The organism is Spirosoma sp. KUDC1026 (assembly GCF_013375035.1).
Taxonomy (GTDB): domain Bacteria; phylum Bacteroidota; class Bacteroidia; order Cytophagales; family Spirosomataceae; genus Spirosoma.
The window spans coordinates 1048936-1070954 of sequence record NZ_CP056032.1 but is presented as its reverse complement, the minus strand read 5'-3'; the positions used below and the strand labels follow the sequence as shown (position 1 = coordinate 1070954).

Genomic DNA, 22019 nt, shown 5'->3' with positions numbered 1-22019 from the left:
CAAATTAAAATCGGACTTCTTTAGCGTATAGTACAAAGAACAACAACGCTATAAAATTAATGGGGAACATATATAAAAAGGGAAGAAAAAGGCTTGATACAAAGAATAAAATGTACATTAATCTTTGTAGGCTTTTTCTATCGAAGAGAAAAAATTTAATAAACAGGAATACTAACAATAAGATAACTGGTACCGATAATGGAAAATAGTTTACACTAAAACTTAGAAGCCAGGTTTCATGAAACTGTATTGGCTGTAGCAGCGGAATTAACTTGAATCCAAGATCTATAGTAGCATGCTGCTCGATGGACTCGCGTTTAGCTTCATAAACCTGAGTGAGTAAATCAGCGTTTAATACAGCTATAAACACAACAGATAGAAACAAGGCAACGAAGACAGAAATGCGTAGTATGCGATTTTTACTGGTGTTGATAAAATAATAAGCAGCAAACGTTACCAACAGAATATAGCTTGTCAAAGATACTGTCAGGAGTATGTTGATTACATGAGCTCCAGATAGAACATACTGTTTATTTGCTATAGAAATACCAAGCAGGAAGACACTAATAATACCAAATGTATTTGGATCATCCCACAGCCCACCAAACCGAAGTAATACTCCCCGATAAGCATGAAATGGCAAAATATCTAATACAAAGTAATTAATTATAACTAACAGATTAGAATAGATTACAATATATTGGCAGCTATTCAAAATTGATTTTATATCATCTGCCAATCCAGAAAGGCTTTCTTTCGTTAGAAATGCAATAGGTAGTACACTAATTGCAAAGATTGAATATTCAAATTCGTCAGTAGATAGTACATTATAAAAAATGCTAGACCATAAATTTACTAGTATTATTAACGAAATGAATGCATAGAATAGAACAACAGGCAAAGGCAATTTTAGTGTAAATTTTCCTCTAACATAGATAAGTGCTAATAGTACGGCTACCAGAACAAACTTCCCCCCTTGCCAGACAAGGGGAGTTTGTTGATATCCTTCTTTGGGGTACCCACCATGGCTGTATTTGAAAATATATCTATGAAAGTTATATACAATACAGCAGTATAATAAAATATACCATAGTAGTTTATTAGAAAGAACTAATCGGGGAATTATAATAGGTTTTATAACCATATCCAGATCATTTTTTATAAGCCATATTTAGTAATTTTTCTCTCGAACTAAACATGGTCTTGAACAACATTGGGATACGGTCATATTGAGAGCGCCTGACTCTATTGTATATCGTTAACAGAAGGCTAGTTCTGACGGACAATGAAACTAGTTTATTATAATATTTATCAGTGAAGAGAATTTTACTTCTAGAGAAATAAAAGTCAGAAAATCGGCTACTCCCCGAAAATTGACCCGCGCCAATTGTAGCCCCTTCTTTGTGGTAAACAATAGCTTTTTCTGAAAAACTCAGCACGAATCCTTTTTGTCTGGCTCTTTCTGCCCAGTCCTGCTCTTCGAAATAAAGAAAATATTCTTCATTCAATAAACCAACATTTTGCAGAAAATCAGCACTAACCAGCATACAGGCACCAATTATCAGATCAGGCCGGACATTTTTGCCCACAAATTGGCCATTCTCCAACTCACCATTTCCAATCTGCCGACTATATCCAAGCCATTTATTATAATAGGCGCCACCTATGCATTGTATTCGTTCCCGATCATGATAATACATCAGCTTCCCACCCACAAGGCCAACATTTTCAGGCGAAGAGGTTTCTATCTTCTGTACCAAAAACCCTAAACTCTGCGGATCTACAATTGTGTCATTGTTCAGAATCCAAACAAAAGCCGCGTCTCCTGAATTTTGGGCATAACGTATACCTACATTATTGCCTCCCGCATAGCCAAGATTCTCATTTGTCTGAATGAACGTAATTACAGGAAAGCTATTCAGGAGATCGGAAGTACTGTATACGACACAAGAATGAGCCTTTGTTTCTTGGAGAAAATCAGATTCTACCAGTCCAGAATCAATGAACCTATGCTTTGACAGCCATCTTTCTATATAAATGGCAGAATCGTCACTCGAACAATTATCGACTATAACGATCTGATAATTAGAGTACTTGAGTGATAATAAACTTTCTATACACTCTGTGGTGTCTTTCCAGCCATTATAGTTTAATACTACGATATATACCTTAGAGGAAAGCACAATTAGCCGATAGATCCTTTACTTTGTTAACGGACAAAGTACAAAAATACATTATTCGGGGCTGGTTGCGCTTTCCTCTGGTAAATTGTTATCTAGCTGCTCGTTGCGGATTTGCTTTGGTAATACTCTTCTTTACAGCAGTTTTACTTACTACCTGCTTCTTTTCGAGCGTATTAATCCGGCTTTGCAGCTGAATGACGTGCAGGGTGAGCTCCTCGATCTTCTCCAGCAGCTTGGCCTGCATCTCACCCACGTCAACCCCCTCCCGAACAACCTCTGACGCCGAGGGAACACCAGGTAGATGCTTGTGGGCACGAACGTACCGATCCACCTCACCCAAGCTCCACAACCGATACCCCGACTCGAAGACCTTGTCCGACCAGTTCTCGGTGCTCTTGACGGCCACCTTCACCTTCTCGGTCAGGATGCCCTCCGAGACGTACAGCCGGTAGCCTGCCGGTAAACGGCTCACCCCCGGACCGATCACCACGCTGCCCTCGTTGAGGTTGCGCAACTGGCCGTCTTCCAGACCCCACTGCCCATCGGACTCGGCCGCCAGGCGACCCGAGCTGTTGCTGCTCACCAGGATCACGTTGCCGCTGCCGTCTACCGAAAGAAACTTGTTCTGGTTGGTCAGGCTAGCGTTGGTGTTGATGGGCAGGTTTTCCAGACGTAGTCCTGACTGGCCCGCCGTGCCGCTAACCACATGCAGCCTGGCGGTGGGCGCTGATGTGCCCACCCCCACGTTGGCCTGGTTGCCCAGCACCACTGCATTCGATACCCGCACCACGGCATTGTTGCCGATGGCCGTTGCGTTAACCAAGCCAGCATTGCCCGCATCTGCCCTGAACCCGACGAAAGTATTGTTGAAGCCGCCGTTGTTACCCCGTCCAGCTTCGAAGCCTAGGGCCATGTTGTTGTTGCCATTTACTCCGGGGCCATTACCCGAGTTGGCGCCGATATATATGTTGAAACCACCACTGGTGTTGAACTGTCCTGCGTTGTCGCCCAGGAAGTAGTTACCTGAGCCACTGGTGTTATTAACCCCGGAATTAGTACCAAAGAAATAGTTACTGCTACCAGTAGTGTTACTGAGTCCTGCCTGCACCCCAATGAAAGAGTTGAACTGGCCAGTCGTATTTTGCTCACCTGCCTTGAAACCCACGAATGAGTTGGCAGATCCCGTGTTTTTGAATCCAGCGTTGTAGCCTATGAATGTATTCTGAGTCCCCGATGTATTAGACCAGCCTGCAAACGCGCCAATCATGGTGTTATTATCTCCAGTATTGGTGTTATTACCTGCACTATAGCCAAAAAAGGCATTGTTTGATGCATTGTTGTTAGCGCCTGCAAAAGAGCCAAAAAACGCATTTTGTGATCCTGTCTGGTTAAAGGTACCTGCAGAGTGTCCAACAAATGTATTATGAGGTCCTGTGGTATTACGATTACCTGCATAACCGCCTAAAAAAGTGTTATATGAAGCAGTCGTGTTGTAGACGCCAGCCTCTACACCAAAGAAAGCATTAATGCTCCCGGTTGTGTTATCAACTCCAGCTGCGGCACCAAAGAATGAATTACGCGATCCGGTTGTGTTGTCTTGCCCGGCACTGATCCCCACAAAAGAATTTGATACACCAGTCGTATTTCTTGTACCAGCTCCCCGGCCAACAAATGTGTTCTCATTCCCAGACGAATTTGCAAACCCGGCAAACGCTCCCAAGAAAGTGTTATCAATACCTGTGTTATTCGCTGCACCGGCACCAATACCAATAAAACTATTACTGGATCCATTCGTAAGTCCAGCACCAGCGCTTTTTCCAACCGCTACGTTACCAGAACCACTCATTGAGGCATTACCTGCCTGTACCCCAATTAATACGTTATCGGAGCCAGGGGTTGACTGAGCGTTTCCTACGACAGTGTTATTCTGTGCATAACAAACTGAGAGTGCAATGCAGCTAAAACTAAAAGCAGCAAGGCTTGTGTATACTTTTTTCATAAAAAGGTTAAATAGACGATAAGTTATTTTTCAAATAAATACCTTTAAGTATATAATTTGTTTACTTTATAAAAAAATCCCTCACAAAAAATTTTTGTGAGGGATTTTTTTATAAAGTATTATTCCTTTTCTCAATAGGGTGATACCACTATTTAGACAATTTCCGTAACTGCTTTTGCATCTTCATTTGCTGCTGCTCGAGTTGCAGATTCAGTTGCTGCATTTTCTGATTGTCCTTTTGCAGCTGAATGACGTGCAGGGTGAGCTCCTCGATCTTCTCCAGCAGCTTGGCCTGCATCTCACCCACGTCAACCCCCTCCCGAACAACCTCTGACGCCGAGGGAACACCAGGTAGATGCTTGTGGGCACGAACGTACCGATCCACCTCACCCAAGCTCCACAACCGATACCCCGACTCGAAGACCTTGTCCGACCAGTTCTCGGTGCTCTTGACGGCCACCTTCACCTTCTCGGTCAGGATGCCCTCCGAGACGTACAGCCGGTAGCCTGCCGGTAAACGGCTCACCCCCGGACCGATCACCACGCTGCCCTCGTTGAGGTTGCGCAACTGGCCGTCTTCCAGACCCCACTGCCCATCGGACTCGGCCGCCAGGCGACCCGAGCTGTTGCTGCTCACCAGGATCACGTTGCCGCTGCCGTCTACCGAAAGAAACTTGTTCTGGTTGGTCAGGCTAGCGTTGGTGTTGATGGGCAGGTTTTCCAGACGTAGTCCTGACTGGCCCGCCGTGCCGCTAACCACATGCAGCCTGGCGGTGGGCGCTGATGTACCCACCCCCACGTTGGCCTGGTTGCCCAGCACCACTGCATTCGATACGTTAACTACTGCGTTAGCTCCAACGGCAGTCGCATTATTTAAATCTCCAGGTCCTGAATTCGCCCGAAAGCCAATAAATGTATTGGTTTGACCACTGCTGAGGTTTCCTCCTGCCTCAAAACCGATAGCAGTGTTATTTACACCATTATTATTGTTAGAGCCCGCGTTAGATCCTAAGAATACATTGAATCCCCCTGTTGTATTTCTTGCTCCAGCATTATTGCCCACGAAGAAATTAGCAGACCCAACCGTGTTTATAGCTCCGGCATTTACTCCCAAAAAGAAATTGGCTTCTCCAGTGGTATTACTTAAACCTGCCTGAACACCAATGAATGTATTAAACTGGCCAGAAGAATTGTTTCTTCCAGCTGCGAATCCGACAAAGGTATTAGCCGAAGCATTTGAGTTACTTAAACCTGCATTGGTGCCCAAAAAAGTGTTTTGGCTACCTGAAGTATTAGATGAGCCAGATAAAGATCCCAAAAAAACGTTGGCAGTAGCACTTGTATTGGCCCCTCCCGCATCAGCACCAATAAATGTGTTGTCAGTACCAGCACTATTACTGTAGCCCGCTCCTGATCCTATAAACACATTATGGTGACCGGATGTATTGAAATAACCAGCACGATATCCACTGAACAGGTTGTTGTAGCCATCTGAGTTAGTATACCCAGCTCCGGTTCCCATAAAGAGGTTATTATTTCCACTCGTATTACTGCTGCCGGCTTCGTAACCAAAGAACGTATTGTAGCTCCCTGACGAGTTCTGACGGCCAGCCATCGCTCCTACAAAGGAATTTTGCGCACCAGCCATATTCTGAATACCAGCCCCACGGCCCAGAATCAAGTTGCCATTTCCAGACATGTTTGTATTTCCCGCACCAACACCCACCAGCGTATTGTCAGAACCACCGGCTGGTGTTGACGTTGGTGTTGTAATGCTAATATTAGTTGTTGACGTCTGAGCCATCAACAACTGGCTACTTGCCAATAAGGATGTAGCGATGCCACAGGTAAGTAAGTGTTTTTTCATATATCTTTTGCAAAGGGACGTATCAAACTGCCATTTCTCTTTATAGTTTATATATGCAGACAAAAGCTAACAAATATAATGTATCTCCGTTAGTAAATACAACTTTCTATAGCCAGCCGTGTGTGATCAACAGATAGATTAAGCCTTCGGTTTTAGCTTTCCCAGTTTTCCCCGAAAACCATCATTTAAGGCCATCCATATCGAAGCTAAATAAATTCTTTTGTTTGTTTCGACAAACAAAATTTTCACCAAGTCTCTTCCCAGTTCATAGTAAATGGATCCCACAAACGATAACGGTACTTGCCGCCTGTATTGTCGCATAACATATTGACTGTTACGAAATTTGTAATAGAGACGGGTAGGGCTGTGAGAACGCCACCGGATTGGAAGCAGCCCAAATAACCTTTTTGTCTGAAACGTACCCAGCCGATGATTTAAGCGAACCCCATCGTGAACTAGCACTTTATACCCATGCTGCTGTAGCCGAAAGCAGTATTCTAGATCAACCCAGTCTATAAATAAGTCTTCAAGAAAAGGCCCTACTGACTTGTAGGCCTCCAGATTCAGAAGGCTACCAGACGTAATGATGGTAAGAACGTCTTTGACAGAATTTGTATTCGGAACGGATGGATCTGATTGCGCAGCAACGATACCAATCTCAGTAGAGGAAGTAACTGAGTAAACACCCAGTAACTCAGAAACCAGATTGGCGGGGGCCTCAGAATCATCGTCCATAAGTAACAGATAGGCAAATCCATCTGCTAAAGCGGCATTCGCTGCAACGTTTAAGGCCCGTGCTATACCTAGATTTCCTTTATTACTAATATAGTTTACCTTTTGTGAGATAGCCAGGAGATTTTCAACTAATTTACTGTCGGTAATCTCCGAATTATCCACAATATATAAACGTTCCACCTGATCGATAATAAATTGTATATTATCAATAACAGCTGGTTGCGAGTTATAAAGCGTTATCATTCCCGCAACATTACCGCCCCGAGTAATATTAGTACTCATAGACTAATCTTTCCAAAATTACCGGCTCTATAATCTTTAAATGCTTTAACCAAGAATTTAATTCGCCTTAGTATATCCCCCTCTAGCATTGAATCGAAAAAACAGGCTCTCGATACACTATAATACAATAGTATTTTTGTCTTTACTGGTATAGTACTATGGTATTTTGTTAACACATATAGGAAATTTCGCATCATATAATACATCCGAATATGGTTATGGGAGGACCACTTATACAGCGTCTTATTAAATAGTTTTAGTTCTTTAAGCTCGCCAATTGAATGTTCTAGATGAAGATAATCCAGATTAATAATATGGTATCCCTTTTCCTTTAATCTAAAACAATATTCATGATCAACAGCATCAATAAACAACTTATCCAGAAAACCTCCGCACTCTTCATACGCAGATAGCTTCATCAAGCTTCCAGAGGTGATTGTATACCAGACACTTCTAATCTTTTCACTAAAGAGATTAGGATCAGACTGAGCAGCAATAATTCCAATTTTCAGATCTGCATACTCACGCTCGTAGTTAAGCATCTGCTCAACCATAGTACTGACAGCACGAGAATCATCATCCATCATTAGAATATAGTCATGACCATCGGCAATAGCTTTTTCGCAGGCAACGTTCAGGGCAGTAGCTATGCCTAAATTGCCTTTGAGCCATACATATTCTATCTTTTGATTTACGTTAAGACATTCAACCAGCTTAGAATTAATTGATTCTGAGTTATCAATAATATATAATTTATCAACCTGATCAATGTATGTACTTACATTATCAATTACTGACTCGTCCGAATTATAAAGTACTACGGATGCTGCAATGCTCATCACTACTATTCTAACAATAAACGTTAATATTCAACAAATCTGCCTATCAATTCCGTAATAAGGAATATTGCTTAAATTTAATTTCTGTCACATAATTTAATCCTAATGTTACTATAGTCTGAACAATCAACATAGATATAGCAGCTCCTATTATTCCATTTTGTCTCACCAGAAGTGCACAAAGCGCTATATTCAGCAATGCAGCCACAGCGTATATTTTCGTATTGTCTTTAGTAAGCGAATAAGCCAGTTGTGTCTGATAAGCAGGAATATTCAGACATACGATCAGCGGGGTAAATATCATTACCCGTAATACATTCACTGCATCTGCATTTATTTTACCCGACAAAAGTAGAACAATCTCGGGAGCAAAAAATGATATACCGATGCATGCAGTCGCGATCATTCCAAAAAACGGCAAAAACGTTCGAGCCAGAAATTTTCTAATTTTTTCGTGCGATTCTTCAGACAACCGGCAAAGAATAGGATAAGTAGCCTGTGAAAAAACAGCTAAAACCTGCCACAAGGCAAAGACGATTTTTTCCACGAAGCTATAACTACCAATCAGCGTATCAGAAACGTATATTGATAGTATAATAACGTTTGAATTATTTAATAAAACAACAACAAAATTCGTGTAGAATAAATTAACTCCAGCTTTATACTGATCAAATATATCATGCAATGATGAAAATGTAAATTTCAGATTGAAGTTTTTTAACACATACCAGTTCCCATATATACCCGTCAGCACATTAGCAATACCATATATTCCAGGAACATAAAAATAATCTTGTGAGTCTGTAACCACAACAAATAGCAACAGAATCAATATTATTTTAGCAGCAATATTAAAGTATGTAACGTATTTCATTTGCTCTACTCCTTGAAAAAACCAAAGAGGAAAGATAGCAGTACTAAGCAGCATACTTAATCCCAAGAAATACATAAATATGTGATCGCCTATTTTCTCGATAAACAATCCTGATATAAGTAGGGCAGCAGCAGCAACAAAAAACAACAAAACTCTTGCGATAGTAACAGTAGAGAAAAGATAAGAAAGCTTTACTTTATCGTTTTTATAAATAGCAACTAATCTAGTTGCAGAAACCATAAAGCCAAATTCTACAAAAGCACTTAAGTAAGTAATAATTGTTAAGCCATATGAAATTACGCCATATTGTTCAATACCTACAGTACGGACCAAATAAGGAAACGTAATGAGCGGAATAATAAAGTTTGTGACTTGTATTAACCCTAAAGACAGTATGTTTTTATAAAAACTAATGTCTTTTTTCATCAACTCCTTCAACACAGAAATTTGCATATATACTATTTTAGGACTACTAAAAACAACGGAATTACTCGATGCTTCAGCCTATACGATAAACCAAGCAAACCCGTTCTATATTTAAATAGCCAAAACTTCCATTTTATCCAGAAAATGAGCACAACCCAAACACGGGTTAGTCCGGTAAAAATCACTTTGTGGACTAGCTGAGTTTCCTTGTAATACGTATTGATCTCTCGATTACTTATTCCGTCACCGCCATAACGCGCAATAACAAGATTCAACTTCTGGTGCTTGAACTTACCAACGGCCAGCTGTAGGTTCAGTTCATAGTCGGCTGCCAATTTTAGTTTCTCATTGTATTTGTAACGCTCAAAGACAGTTCTGTTATAAAAGATGCCTTGGTGATGAATCCGGTGTAATAGTAGCTGAGGAAGCCCGAACTTGGGCTTCGTCACATACTGATCCTGGTGCTGAACTTGCCCTGCCAGAATTACTGCATCTGTGTTCTTCATCGATATGGCAGCAATACGCAGTACTTCCGAGTTATACAACTGATCATCACAACCAATAAAGTACAACCACTTACCCTGAGCTAGTTCAATGCCTTTATTTAAACCAGCATAAAGACCTAATCCCGGAATGACTTTCAACTGGTTTATTACGCTACTGTATCGGTTGAGAATTGGTACCGTATTGTCGCTACTTCCTCCATCGACTACTATTAATTCGAAATCCTGAAACGACTGCTCCGCGATACTTAGCAAACAATCCTCCATTGTTTTGGCGCCATTTAATACTGTAATAATTATTGATATTAATGGTGGCAGCATAATAACGCATCTATCAAATGCAAAATGATTACTTAGTTAGCTAATTAGTGATTTATACAAAGCTAATGTCTGGTGTACTGTCTGGTTCCAGGAATATTTTTCCAGCTGCCTGTACCCTGCATTTATCAGTGTCTTACGTAACTCTGGTTGCTGTATTAGAAGATTAGCGGCATCATTGATGCCGTCAGGTTGTTCAGGATCTATGAATAGCGCTGCCTGGCCGGCGATTTCCGGTAAAGATCCCCTATTACTAAGTAGACAAGGGCACCCCGATGCAAAAGCTTCTAAGACAGGCAGTCCAAATCCTTCATAAAATGATGGGAACACGAACGCAATGGCACTACCATACAGTTGTTCTAAAGTTTGTAAATGTACAGCATGATGTTCAACCCATCTTTCTGCCCCTAGTGAATTAATGAATTTTTGCTCTTCTTTAGTGAACGCCCCCCCACCTGCACAAATCAGTTTAACGCCGTTCTTTATCAATAGAGGCAAAATTGCCTGTACTAGCCCTCTAAAGTTTTTATAGCTATACCGCTTGCCAACAAATAGGAAATAGCTACTGGTTGTCAAACTATTAGACTTTTTATTATCGCGCTTTTGGAGCTTGGTAGAATTGCCCAGGTAGATAACTTCAATTTTTGACTCATCCACTCCTATCAGGTCAACTATATCCCTTTTTGTGTTCTCTGATATAGCTATAATTCGATCGGCTCGTTTAATCAATTCTCGTTTACGGGCTATAATTGTTCGGTCTTTCCTTAATTCCGAATATAGGTGCCCATATCTCTCATAGATCATGTCGTAAACGGTCACGACAAAAGGTTTATCCTGTAATCTAGACAGGAAGTACGGATCATAATAAGTTGGATGAAACAGATCGAAGTCCTGTTTATTCAATTGAAATCTGCTATGCGCCTGATTAATCTGATAAACCAGTCCACCTTTTTTAGGAAATTTTATACCTGGTAGAAATGATTTTACAGGTATATTATTTTCCTGTAGGTGTACATTGTCCGAAAACAGCACTGGCAGCTCGGCCTGGTTTTCGAGGGTCTGATTAATTCCTTTAATCAGTTCTGTATAGTAACGGGATATACCGCCATACGCCTGCAAGGAAAAAGTCTGGTGGTCAAATAATACCCTCATATCTGTAAGCAACGATAAAAATCAGGGATACGTTTGTTTAGTCTCTTTAGTCACCGATCCCATAAACCAGCTGCTTTCCTCGACAAAATTTTTTCTACTTGTATGCCACCCAGAACCGTACCAATCAGCAAGGATACTGCTGTAGCCAAAGCTACGCCTGCGGGTCCTAACGCCAGTGTTCGGGCAAAAAAAACCGACAAAGGAATATTGACCAGGGCAGAGCCCAACGAATAATATAACTGCAACTGAATTTTTCCAATTCCATTCAGTAAGGTCGACGTAATGTTATTCCAGCAGGTGATCAGTACTGATATTCCCATGCATAAGCTGAGTGTAAACGGCACGTCAACCCGGTCGGTAAGCCAAAAATTATAAAACTGTCCAGAGAAGGCGATCATACCACTTATCACAAGTGCCAGCAGAATCCACAATTGCTGGAGCCGCCGATACGTTGCTTTTACCCACGGCATATCCTGTTTCACGTATGCTTCCGTAAATGCGGGCCAGTAAGGGCTGACAATAATGGCAAAAGCTGCGCTAGCTATATTAAAATACCGAAATGCAACCGCATACACGGTCACATCTGCGCTACCAAACAAGTGGGTAATAATTAGATTATCGGAGTAAAATAGAATCACTACGGCAATCTGAATAAAGAAAAACTGGTACCCCAGGGCAACTAATCGCCCCATATGTTCTTTGCTAACGTATGAAAAGGCTGGGCAATAAATCCTGAGTTTACCCCGGTACAGTAGCAAACTACTGACAGACAATACGATTAGCGGTGAGCTAACGGTGACCGTGGCCAGATACATCAGGCTCCCCTCACTAACCGCAGCCAGCCAGTACGTTCCAGCCAGCACCAGTACGTTACCAGACAATGATAGCAAATTGGCCAAGCCCACCTGCTGCAGCGCGATTAATACTGTACTGATATTATCCAGCACCAATTTTACGCTTATAGCAGTGATAGTAATCAGCGCAACAAGTCGCATTTGCCGGAAATCCACGTTGCTACTGATAAGCTGCGGCCAAGGAAGCCAGTAAATCAGTACGGCGAAAATGAGAAGCAGCAGGAGTTGAATAACACCAAAGAGCACATATGACGTACTTATGTACGATCGAGCTAGTTCATGTTCATTTCGGGAAACAGCTTCTGAGAATTTGTTACGCAGACCATTTCCTAAACCAATATCAAGCAGGGAAATTATGGACAGAATTGAGCTGATTGTTAACCAGGTTCCATAGGTTTCAACGGACAAGTAGTCAATCGTTACAGGAACCAGCAGCAACGAAATGACCATTCCCCCGCCCTTAGCCAGTGCGCTGATAAATGTGTTTCGCCAAGCATTCAGCGAACGTGGATGGCTGGTTAATAACTTTGCCCGCACTGTACGAATCGACCCCATCTGGCTACTGTCAGGCCAGTTAATGCTGGCTGCCCTCCTCAACCATTAATCGGGCAACATCTTCCATTTTGTGTTTGGCGCTCCAAGACAGTTTTTGACGGGCCTTACCTGGGTTGGCATGTCCCTCGGCAATGTCTGTTGGCCGGAAAAACGATTCATCCGAGCGGACATAATCTTCCCAGTCCAGACCTACTGAATCGAACACTATCCGAATGAAGTCCCTTAGCTTAGTTGTATGACCAGTGGCAATTACGTAATCATCGGCCTGCTCCTGCTGTAGCATTAACCACATTGCTTCGACATAATCAGGAGCCCAACCCCAGTCGCGGGCAATGTCAATATTACCCAACGTTAGCATTTCATTACTTCCTTGAGCAATGCGTTTGGCAGTTGCTACAATTTTCTGAGTAACAAAGCGCTCGGGGCGTAAAGGAGATTCATGGTTAAACAGAATTCCTGTACTTGCATGCAGTTGATACGCTTCTCTGTAGTTAGCAACCTGCCAGAAAGCAGCGGCTTTGGCTACACCATAGGGACTACGTGGCCGAAAAGGTGTCATTTCATCCGCGGCTTCACTACCTGTATCCCCAAAACATTCACTAGATCCAGCATTATAAAAACGAATGGGCAGGTTACTGAACCGAATGGCTTCCAGTAGATTCAGAGTGCCAACACTCACGCTTTCGAGTGTTTCGACGGGCTGTTCAAACGATAAACCTACTGAACTCTGTCCAGCTAGGTTATACACTTCATCAGGCTTTATTCTAAGCAGATTCTGTAATACGCTCCGAAAGTCGTTAATACTGATCGATACGACCTGCACTTCCTTCTCAATACCCAGTCGGACAAGGTTACGTCGCGAAGCCATATGGGCATCCCTCGATCCACCAAATACGGTATAGCCTTGAGACAACAGTAATTTAGCCAGATAAGCACCGTCCTGACCTGATATTCCGCAGATTAACGCTGTTTTCATAAAAGCTGATTATTAACTCATTATTCGGCGAATCAGGAATATAATTAATCCCATAATTACCCCGAAGAAAGCAAAGCCAATGATAAGTATAGTTCGTTTTGGCCCGCTTTTGTGAGAAGGAACTCTGGCAGGCTCCAGCACCTGAAAAACAGGTTCTTCTTCCTGCACTTTAATTCGGGACTGTTCAAGCTGCCGGGACAGATTTGTGTATATTTCCTGAGCCAACTGGTAATCAGCCTGTAATCGCTGCTCTTCTATCTTCGCAGTATTCAGAAACAAACTACGGTTCTTATCCCGATAATTATAAAGTGCGAATTCTGCCGCTTTGTACCGCCGGCGGGCCTCGTTTGTTTGCTTTACCAGAAAGTCCACCTGCTGCCGGGCCTTACCAGTACGATAGTCAGATACATATTTCGACAGATATTCAAGTGTCTTACTTGCTGTCGTAGCTGCGACTTTCGGGTCAGGCATCATTGACGATAACGTAATGATGCCATTTTTTTTGTCAATCGTAACGCTTATTCGCTTGGCTAACTCATTGCCTAGGGCTTCCTGTTCTTCCGTCAACTCAACAGCAGCGCTGGCAATGGCTTTTGTTTTTTGCTTGCTGTCTGTTTTTTCGTTATCTGATTTGCCAAACCAGCCTTTCTTTGCCTCATTCGTCATGTAAGTCTGCAACGAACTAGTGGACTGCTCGTCAGTAGAAACGGATTGACGTAAGAGGTAAATGGTAAAAGGCGTGCTCTGTAGAACATCAGGATACAAATCAGGACGAATCGTTTCAGATGCCCCTCCGTTATCCAGATTAACACCAGCTAGCCCAGCCAGTGAACGCAACTCTCCAAAGCCTCCTCCACTCGTGCCGCTTTTTACTTCGGGCATAACACGCACAGATGCAGTGTACTCGTTATGGAGCGACAAAGCATACAGGATCCCAATGACAGCGCATACCGTAGTAGCAATCGCTACTGTTCTGACACTATCTTTCAGAAACTGAATGATATCATTTAAACTGATCTCAATTTCTCCACTAGTCGCCTGGCGTTTCTCAGGCTGCTCTGTAACTGACATAAGTTGCTGGTTTATGCTTAACGAAGCAGAATGTTAAAAAGCGCAATTGATACTGTAGACAGTAAGGAGAAAATACCGATACGCTCGGCCGCAGAAAGCCGGTTCGTATCCAGTGGTTTGAACGGAACTACAATTGTCGACCCAGGTTCAACTTTCGGGCGAGAATCATTAAACAGCGAATGGCGATCTAGGAAAGGCCGTGTCCGATCTTTCCGACCGTTTGGGTAAATAATATATGCCTTGCTTTTGCGGGCATTATCCGTAAATCCACCAGCCTCGCTGATGTAATCATCGAATTCATACCCTGCTTTATAACTTACTGAGGATGGATTCAGTACTCCTCCTTCAATTGTAATTACTTCTGATCGCCGGGGAATAAACAAGGTATCGCCATCGTCCAGTAATAGATTTTCTTCGGCGCCAGTATTATTTAATATCCGCCGGAAATCATTACCAATTACTTCTCCTTCTCGCAACAGTTGCGCTCCAGGTAGATAAGCACTTGGTAATAATCCACCTGCTCGTTCGATTACGTTGGTGATTCGTTCCTCGCGGCTGGAAATTGCATAATTACCGGGGTGTCTTATTTCACCATATATGTACACCTGCCGCTGTTCTTCATAGTTAGTTGACCGGCGTACGTAAACAATATCAAAAGGCTGTAATTCAAACGTGGCGGTATCTGGCAGACCAGAGTTCGGATCATTAAATTGGGTAATTCTCAGATCACGGTCAATCGAAAATTTGTAAAGCTGCAGACGTGCAGTACCGAAGCCAGACGAATCTTCCCGAACGCGCCGAGCCACTTCAATTCGGGTTGGAGTAGCTCCTTCCTGAAAGCCACCGGCTCGCACAATTAGATCAGCAACGCTCATATTTTTGGCGAACTCGATCGTATCTGGCTTGTTGACAGCCCCCTCAATCGTCACATAGTATTCCTCACGAAGGTCTTTGATTGATAATATGGTCAGGCTATCCTGGCGCATAAGGGGGATATCGCTGATAATGCCCTGCATCATTTTACCCAGGTCAAAGGATATGTTCTCCTTGTCCATATCAGCACGCTCCCGCACAATAATGGCCCGGTTCATAAAAGCATCCTGTCGCAGCCCGTCGGCCCGTTCGATCAACTGACGCACCGTTTCCAGACCGGGTTCGAGTGCATAATCTCCCGGCCGCATAACAGCCCCCGCAATCTGAATACGGTTCTCATACCGATCCAGTATTTTCCCAACTTTATACTTATCACCCGTTTGTGGAATAAACGTGGCCAGTTGATCTTCGGAAATGGTTATGATCCGTCGTTCACGACTGGTATTCCGGCGCAGTGTAATACTGGCCCTATAGGCATCATCCGAAAAACCTCCGGCAAAATTCAGTACTGCCTGAAGTCGTTCACCCGGTAAAACCTCAAAGATTGCTGGCCGACGAACTTCACCGTCCAATTCAATATGGCTTTCATAATCAGCAACTCGAATTACGTCCTGATCCTGCAGGCGGATGTTGTTGCGCTGATCGGCCCGTAGGATATAGTCGTATAGGTCGATGGTCCGAATGACCCGGTTAGCGCGGATAATATTAATTTTTCGGAACGAACCCGTTTCTGGATTAGGCCCCCCCGCCAGATATAATGCATTAAATGCCGAACTCAGCGAAGAGACGGTATATGTGCCCGGGCGAACGACTTCCCCAACCAATGTTACCTGAATACTACGGATATTAGTTAGTGTTACATTCGCATTGATACCGCTTCCGGGAACACCCAACCCTTGATACCCTGCTCGGCGCAGCCGGGCGATAATTCGTTGTTCAGCCTGTTCAATGGTAAGCCCAGCGACGGAGATAGGCGGTACGTTAGGGGCTTTAACAGTCCCTTCCGGTGATACTTTCAACTGGAAATTCTCAGACGCAGCCCCGGAAATATCAATGGTTATCTCATCATCCGGACCAACGATGTAACTACGGGGCGTTGCGATCCGAAGATTGGGTTCAAATGACAGATTGGCATTCTCGAATAAAGAAGCCCCAAATACTTTCAGGCGCTTGGTTGTATCCTTTTGCAGCAGCGAATCGCGATATTGATCGTACCGTTCCTGACTTAGCTGCCGGCGAGACAGATCATTAGGCAGTCTGCGACCACTGCTAGTATCAGCATAAGATTGGCTACGCTGCCGCTGTGTTTGCGAGCGGACCTCATTAATCCGGCGACGCATCTTGGCAATGTCACTGATTGTGTACCCCTGCGACATGGCCGCCTGCTCAATCTGCTCTTCGCTTAAACCGCTGTTTTGGGCCCGGCGATAAAATTCAACGATTTGTTCATCACTCATCTGATCAACTTTTGATCCAGATACCCCTTGCTGCGCAGCGGCTTGATAGGCTCCGGCCAGGATCGAAAAAATGAGCAACAAGAAAAACGGCTTAAAACGATAAATAGAGGGTGACAATTTGTCGTTAGTACGCATGAATGATGGCTATTGGGCCAAAAATTGATCCGCAAAGGTAACTGATTGTACGCAAAAAATTGTTTCCATACAATAAGGGATGCTACCTGAACGGATTACAACTTGCAGTCCCATCCTAATGCACTAAATTTGTATCAATTAACGCTATATCAAAGTAGTTGAGTATGGAGATGCGTACTTCACTTCCTGAAGAACAACCCTTTTTTAGTCTATCCTTAACTACAAACTAAGAGGAAATGATCAATCTCATAGCTAAGTTATTCGGCACGAAATCACAGCGGGACCTGAAAGAACTGGTTCCTTATGTCGAGAAAGTAAATGCCGAATTTATCCGGTTGAAAGACCTATCTAACGATGAATTACGCCAGTTCTCGGCTGCCCTTAAAGAGCAAATCGCCAGTGAATTGGCTGATATCGACAATCAACTGGCCGATCTGAACGAACAGGGGTCGCACCCAGAGGTCGACGTGAACGAAAAGGAGCGGATCTTCAACCAAGTTGATAAACTCGAAGTAGAACGCAATACTGAACTGGAGCGCGTCTTACTCGATATTCTACCCCGCGCTTTTGCGGTGGTGAAAGAAACCGCCCGCCGGTTCGCTACCAATGATCAGCTTACGGTTACAGCCAATGACTTCGACCGGGAAATCGCCGGTCGTAAAAAGAACGTTGTTATCGATGGGCAACAGGCACACTGGGCCAATCAGTGGGATGCGGCCGGGACACTTGTCAAGTGGGACATGGTTCACTACGACGTACAGATCATTGGTGGGGTAGTACTTCACCAGGGCAAAATCGCCGAGATGGCCACCGGGGAAGGTAAAACACTGGTCGCTACGTTCCCATCTTTCCTGAACGCTCTGGCGGGTCGGGGTGTGCATATCGTTACGGTTAACGATTACCTGGCCAAACGTGACTCCGAGTGGATGGCTCCGCTGTTTGAATTCCACGGCCTGCGGGTTGACTGTATCGACAAACACCAGCCTAACTCGTTCCAGCGGAAACAGGCTTATCTGGCCGATATTACGTACGGAACAAACAACGAGTTTGGTTTCGATTACCTGCGTGACAACATGGCTCGCGAAACAGGCGAGCTGGTTCAGCGGAAGCACCACTACGCGATGGTCGATGAGGTTGACTCCGTTCTGATTGATGATGCCCGGACACCGTTAATTATCAGTGGCCCGGTTCCTCGTGGCGATGAGCAGGATTATGCCGAATTAAAACCCCGCGTATCTCGCGTTGTTGAGGCTCAGCGCAAGCTCGTTTTCGACTACCTGAATGATGCGAAAAAGAAAATTGCAGCGGGTGATGAAAAAGAAGGCGGTTTATCGCTGTTCCGAGCGCACCGAGGTCTGCCTAAACACAAGCCTCTGATCAAGTTTCTGAGTGAAACCGGGAACAAAGCGCTGCTGCAGCGGACAGAAGCCATCTATCTAGCCGAGAACCAGAAGCTGATGCCGGAAGCTGACGCTCCGCTTTATTTCACGATTGACGAACGGCATAACAGCATTGATCTTACTGAGAAAGGTATCGATTACATCACGGGCTCGGGCGAAGATCCGAACTTCTTTATCCTGCCTGACCTGTCGATCGATCTCAATTCGATTGATAAAGCCGACGACTTGACGGAGCAGGACAAAATTCTTCATAAAGAGGCTGTTGTCCGGGACTATGCCGTCAAAACCCAACGTATCAACACCGTAAACCAGTTGCTGAAGGCCTATACGCTCTTTGAACGGGATACGGAGTACGTTATCATGGACGGAAAAGTAAAGATTGTCGATGAGCAGACGGGCCGGATTATGGAAGGTCGTCGCTGGTCGGATGGTCTGCACCAGGCGGTCGAAGCCAAAGAGAACGTAAAAGTTGAGGATGCTACGCAGACTTACGCGACGGTTACACTCCAGAATTACTTCCGGATGTACCACAAACGGGCGGGTATGACCGGTACGGCCGAAACTGAAGCGTCTGAGTTCTGGCAGATTTATAAAATGGACGTCGTGGTTATTCCGACAAACCGGAAAATCAGCCGTTTGGACGAAGAAGACAAAGTTTACCGTTCGGTACGCGAAAAATACAATGCCGTAGCCGACGAAATTACCAGCCTGGTTGAGAAAGGACGTCCGGTTCTGGTAGGTACTACGTCGGTAGAAAACTCCGAATTGCTGAGCCGTATGCTGACCATGCGGAAAATCCAGCACCAGGTTCTGAACGCCAAATACCACCAGCGCGAGGCTGAAATTGTAGCATCGGCCGGGATGCCGGGCACTGTAACGATTGCTACGAACATGGCTGGTCGGGGTACGGATATTAAACTATCGCCAGAGGCAAAGGCTGCGGGTGGACTGGCCATTATCGGTACCGAACGCCACGAATCGCGCCGGGTCGACCGTCAGTTACGTGGTCGGGCAGGTCGTCAGGGTGATCCCGGAACGTCGCAGTTCTTCGTCTCTCTGGAAGACAGCCTGATGCGTCTGTTCGGTTCTGAACGGATTGCCAAGGTGATGGACCGGATGGGTCTTGAAGAAGGCGAAGTTATTCAACACTCCATGATCACGAAGTCGATCGAACGGGCTCAGAAGAAAGTTGAAGAAAATAACTTTGGTATTCGGAAGCGGCTGCTGGAATACGATGACGTAATGAACTATCAGCGTGAAGCGATCTACAAACGTCGCCGGAATGCTTTGTTTGGCGACCGACTACCGCTCGACATTGCTAACACTATGTACGATGTGGTGGAAGAAGTGGTTAACAACACTGAGGGTAACCCTGAGGAGACCAAACTTCAACTGCTAACAACGATCGGCCTGTCTCCCTCGCTAACCGCGGATGACTTCAACCGGTTGAAAAAGGCTGATATCATCCGGACCTTGTACGATGAGGCCGAAAATCAGTACGCAGCCAAAAACCATGCGATTGCTGAGAAAGCACTGCCCGTCCTGACCCAGGTGCTTACTGAGCAGGGGCATCAGATCAAGAATATTGTTGTACCGTTCTCGGATGGCGTACATGATCTGACGGTTGTGTCCGACCTGCGGAAAGCGGTCGAGAGTGAAGGGCGGGATCTGGTCACGGAAATGGAGAAAGCCGTTACGTTATCGGTAATCGATCAGGAGTGGAAAGAACACCTCCGCGAAATGGATGATCTGAAACAGTCGGTACAGAACGCCGTTTTCGAGCAGAAAGACCCACTGCTGGTCTATAAGTTCGAGTCGGTAGAGCTGTTCAAACGCTTCCTGAACAAAGTCAACTTCGATACGATCAGCTTCCTGACCAAAGCTGATATTCCAGCGCAGGAACCCGAGGAAGTTCAACAAGAAATTCGCCAGGCTCCCGCTAACCACCGCCCGGAGCCACAACCCGAACTCCATACAAACATGGAGGACTTTGACGACGATCATCTCGCAACCGGTCCCGAGGAGTACGCTCGCCGGATGGCCGAGAACAACGCCATGGGTGCGGGTGCTCCCCCAATGCCTCGTCAGACACCAACGCGGGTTATAAAAATTGCGAATCGGAACGAACGGGTAAATGTTCAGTACGCCGATGGCTCAATTAAGCGGGATGTGAAATACAAAACCGTGGAAAACGATATCGAAAGCGGCCGGGCAATACTTGTCGACTAGCTACCAAAATAATTACCAGCGAAGCCCTCTGAAATTGATTTTTCGGAGGGCTTTTTTGTTATCTTACAACAGATGTTACCCGCTTCGATGAAGGAACTGTTTCTCCTTTGCCTTTTACTCTGGAATTGGTGTTCACCGGATTACTCTGCGCCGGTTCCGATTCGATTACAGCCGGAGCGGATGCCTTTTACTCCCAAAGAATTTTATATTGCCCAGATAACCGATCAACGGCCAGCCGGGGATCAGGGCGCGATTGCACAACTGGCCCTAGCAGCGGGGCAACCCATCCAGCGGGTTGATCTGGCGGGTGGTCTTGAGTCGGGCGTGCGCCAGTTTGTTTCGCAGAGTTTACCGCCAAACCGATCGTTACGCCCTGTTGCCATGCGATTACGTCAGTGTAAGATTGTGGAAACAGCTACGGGTAACCGCGTAACGGGTCAATTCACGTTTGCCGTTAGCTTTGATCTGATAACTCCCGATGGTTCCGGAGGAGAGACAACAACCCAGCTCACTGAATATCGCGGAGGCACAAACTACGTCCGGCCTATTACCCAAACAACGGTTATTGAATCATCCATCCGCCAAGCACTGGTTGCTTCCTTGCGCAGTTTAAATACGTACATGAATCGGGAATCCGGTAAAAATGAGAAACTGGCGACCAGCATTAACGTAGTATTTACGGATGATATGCGACTAACTGACGACGATACCGTTTTTTACAACCCGATGCGCAAGCTGGTCTGGAATGACTTTTTGGCAGCTCCCCGACGGGGCAGTCATTATGCAGCTGAGATTTTCACCAGCTTCAGTTACGAAGGTAAAAGCTCGGTCAAAGATGGTATTATTCAGCTGAGTTTACAGTTAAAGGGCTATATGCTCAAGAACTCGTCCTGGGCTCGTCAGGAAGCACGTAACGAGTATGCGCTGAATCATGAACAGCGACATTTCGACATAACGAAACTGGTTATGGAGCGATTTAAGCAAAAAATTCAGCCCGACAGTCTGACCGTTGAAGATTATAATAGCATCGTTCAGTATCAGTTCCTGGAGTCGTACCGGGAAATGAATCGACTCCAGGAACAATACGACCGGGAAACCAGGCACGGCGTCAACCAGGAGCTTCAGGAAATATGGAACCACAAGATTGATGAAGAGTTGCAAACGTTGGGAATAAAGAAGTAAACTACCCATTGAAGAAGGTCCGTATCCTCCACATCAGCAGCGCCCACCCGCCCCAGGACCCACGTTTAGCTCATCGAGTTATTCCCAGCCTGGTACCTATTTATGATAT

At 44.7% G+C, this 22019-nt stretch carries 16 protein-coding genes; 2 read left to right on the top strand and 14 right to left on the bottom strand.

Annotated elements, in window-relative coordinates:
* Positions 1 to 4 precede the first annotated feature (4 nt).
* The 14 genes from HU175_RS04560 to HU175_RS04495 all read right to left on the bottom strand — a co-directional run bounded on the left by HU175_RS04560 (position 5) and on the right by HU175_RS04495 (position 17099).
* Entirely contained in the window at positions 5 to 1144 is a 1140-nt protein-coding gene (locus HU175_RS04560; RefSeq protein ID WP_176565461.1) for a hypothetical protein, read from the bottom strand.
* A gap of 7 nt (positions 1145 to 1151) precedes the next feature.
* Positions 1152 to 2183: a glycosyltransferase family 2 protein gene (locus tag HU175_RS04555; protein ID WP_176565460.1), complete on the bottom strand. Its 1032-nt coding sequence runs from the start codon at positions 2181 to 2183 to the stop codon at positions 1152 to 1154.
* An 88-nt stretch (positions 2184 to 2271) separates the two neighbouring features.
* Positions 2272 to 3450: a bZIP transcription factor gene (locus tag HU175_RS04550; RefSeq protein ID WP_176565459.1), complete on the bottom strand. Its 1179-nt coding sequence runs from the start codon at positions 3448 to 3450 to the stop codon at positions 2272 to 2274.
* Between the two features lie 239 nt (positions 3451 to 3689).
* Entirely contained in the window at positions 3690 to 4004 is a 315-nt protein-coding gene (locus HU175_RS04545) for a hypothetical protein (protein ID WP_176565458.1), read from the bottom strand.
* A 326-nt stretch (positions 4005 to 4330) separates the two neighbouring features.
* Positions 4331 to 6049, bottom strand: a complete 1719-nt coding sequence (locus HU175_RS04540; RefSeq protein ID WP_228724317.1) for a TMF family protein — start codon at positions 6047 to 6049, stop codon at positions 4331 to 4333.
* Between the two features lie 138 nt (positions 6050 to 6187).
* The gene (locus HU175_RS04535; RefSeq protein ID WP_176565457.1) at positions 6188 to 7066 is read right to left on the bottom strand and encodes a glycosyltransferase; all 879 of its coding nucleotides are present in this window, start codon (positions 7064 to 7066) and stop codon (positions 6188 to 6190) included.
* On the bottom strand, positions 7063 to 7905 hold the full coding sequence (locus HU175_RS04530) for a glycosyltransferase (RefSeq protein WP_176565456.1): 843 nt from the start codon (positions 7903 to 7905) through the stop codon (positions 7063 to 7065). Before HU175_RS04530 ends, HU175_RS04535 begins: the two co-directional genes overlap by 4 nt.
* Positions 7906 to 7951: 46 nt before the next feature.
* On the bottom strand, positions 7952 to 9232 hold the full coding sequence (locus HU175_RS04525; protein WP_176565455.1) for a flippase: 1281 nt from the start codon (positions 9230 to 9232) through the stop codon (positions 7952 to 7954).
* Positions 9233 to 9237: 5 nt separating this feature from the next.
* Positions 9238 to 10029: a glycosyltransferase family 2 protein gene (locus HU175_RS04520; RefSeq protein ID WP_176565454.1), complete on the bottom strand. Its 792-nt coding sequence runs from the start codon at positions 10027 to 10029 to the stop codon at positions 9238 to 9240.
* Between the two features lie 36 nt (positions 10030 to 10065).
* The gene (locus HU175_RS04515) at positions 10066 to 11178 is read right to left on the bottom strand and encodes a glycosyltransferase family 4 protein (RefSeq protein WP_176565453.1); all 1113 of its coding nucleotides are present in this window, start codon (positions 11176 to 11178) and stop codon (positions 10066 to 10068) included.
* A 50-nt stretch (positions 11179 to 11228) separates the two neighbouring features.
* Entirely contained in the window at positions 11229 to 12587 is a 1359-nt protein-coding gene (locus HU175_RS04510) for a lipopolysaccharide biosynthesis protein (RefSeq protein WP_176565452.1), read from the bottom strand.
* A 19-nt stretch (positions 12588 to 12606) separates the two neighbouring features.
* On the bottom strand, positions 12607 to 13563 hold the full coding sequence (locus tag HU175_RS04505) for a GDP-mannose 4,6-dehydratase (protein WP_176565451.1): 957 nt from the start codon (positions 13561 to 13563) through the stop codon (positions 12607 to 12609).
* A 12-nt stretch (positions 13564 to 13575) separates the two neighbouring features.
* The gene (locus tag HU175_RS04500; protein ID WP_176565450.1) at positions 13576 to 14634 is read right to left on the bottom strand and encodes a GNVR domain-containing protein; all 1059 of its coding nucleotides are present in this window, start codon (positions 14632 to 14634) and stop codon (positions 13576 to 13578) included.
* A 17-nt stretch (positions 14635 to 14651) separates the two neighbouring features.
* Complete coding sequence (locus HU175_RS04495) at positions 14652 to 17099, bottom strand: SLBB domain-containing protein (protein ID WP_176565449.1); 2448 nt, start codon at positions 17097 to 17099, stop codon at positions 14652 to 14654.
* A 236-nt stretch (positions 17100 to 17335) separates the two neighbouring features.
* On the opposite strand from HU175_RS04495, the gene secA reads away from it, so the two are divergent.
* The gene (secA, locus tag HU175_RS04490; protein WP_176565448.1) at positions 17336 to 20728 is read left to right on the top strand and encodes a preprotein translocase subunit SecA; all 3393 of its coding nucleotides are present in this window, start codon (positions 17336 to 17338) and stop codon (positions 20726 to 20728) included.
* 180 nt (positions 20729 to 20908) lie between these two features.
* Positions 20909 to 21910, top strand: a complete 1002-nt coding sequence (locus HU175_RS04485; protein WP_228724316.1) for a hypothetical protein — start codon at positions 20909 to 20911, stop codon at positions 21908 to 21910.
* Positions 21911 to 22019 lie beyond the last annotated feature (109 nt).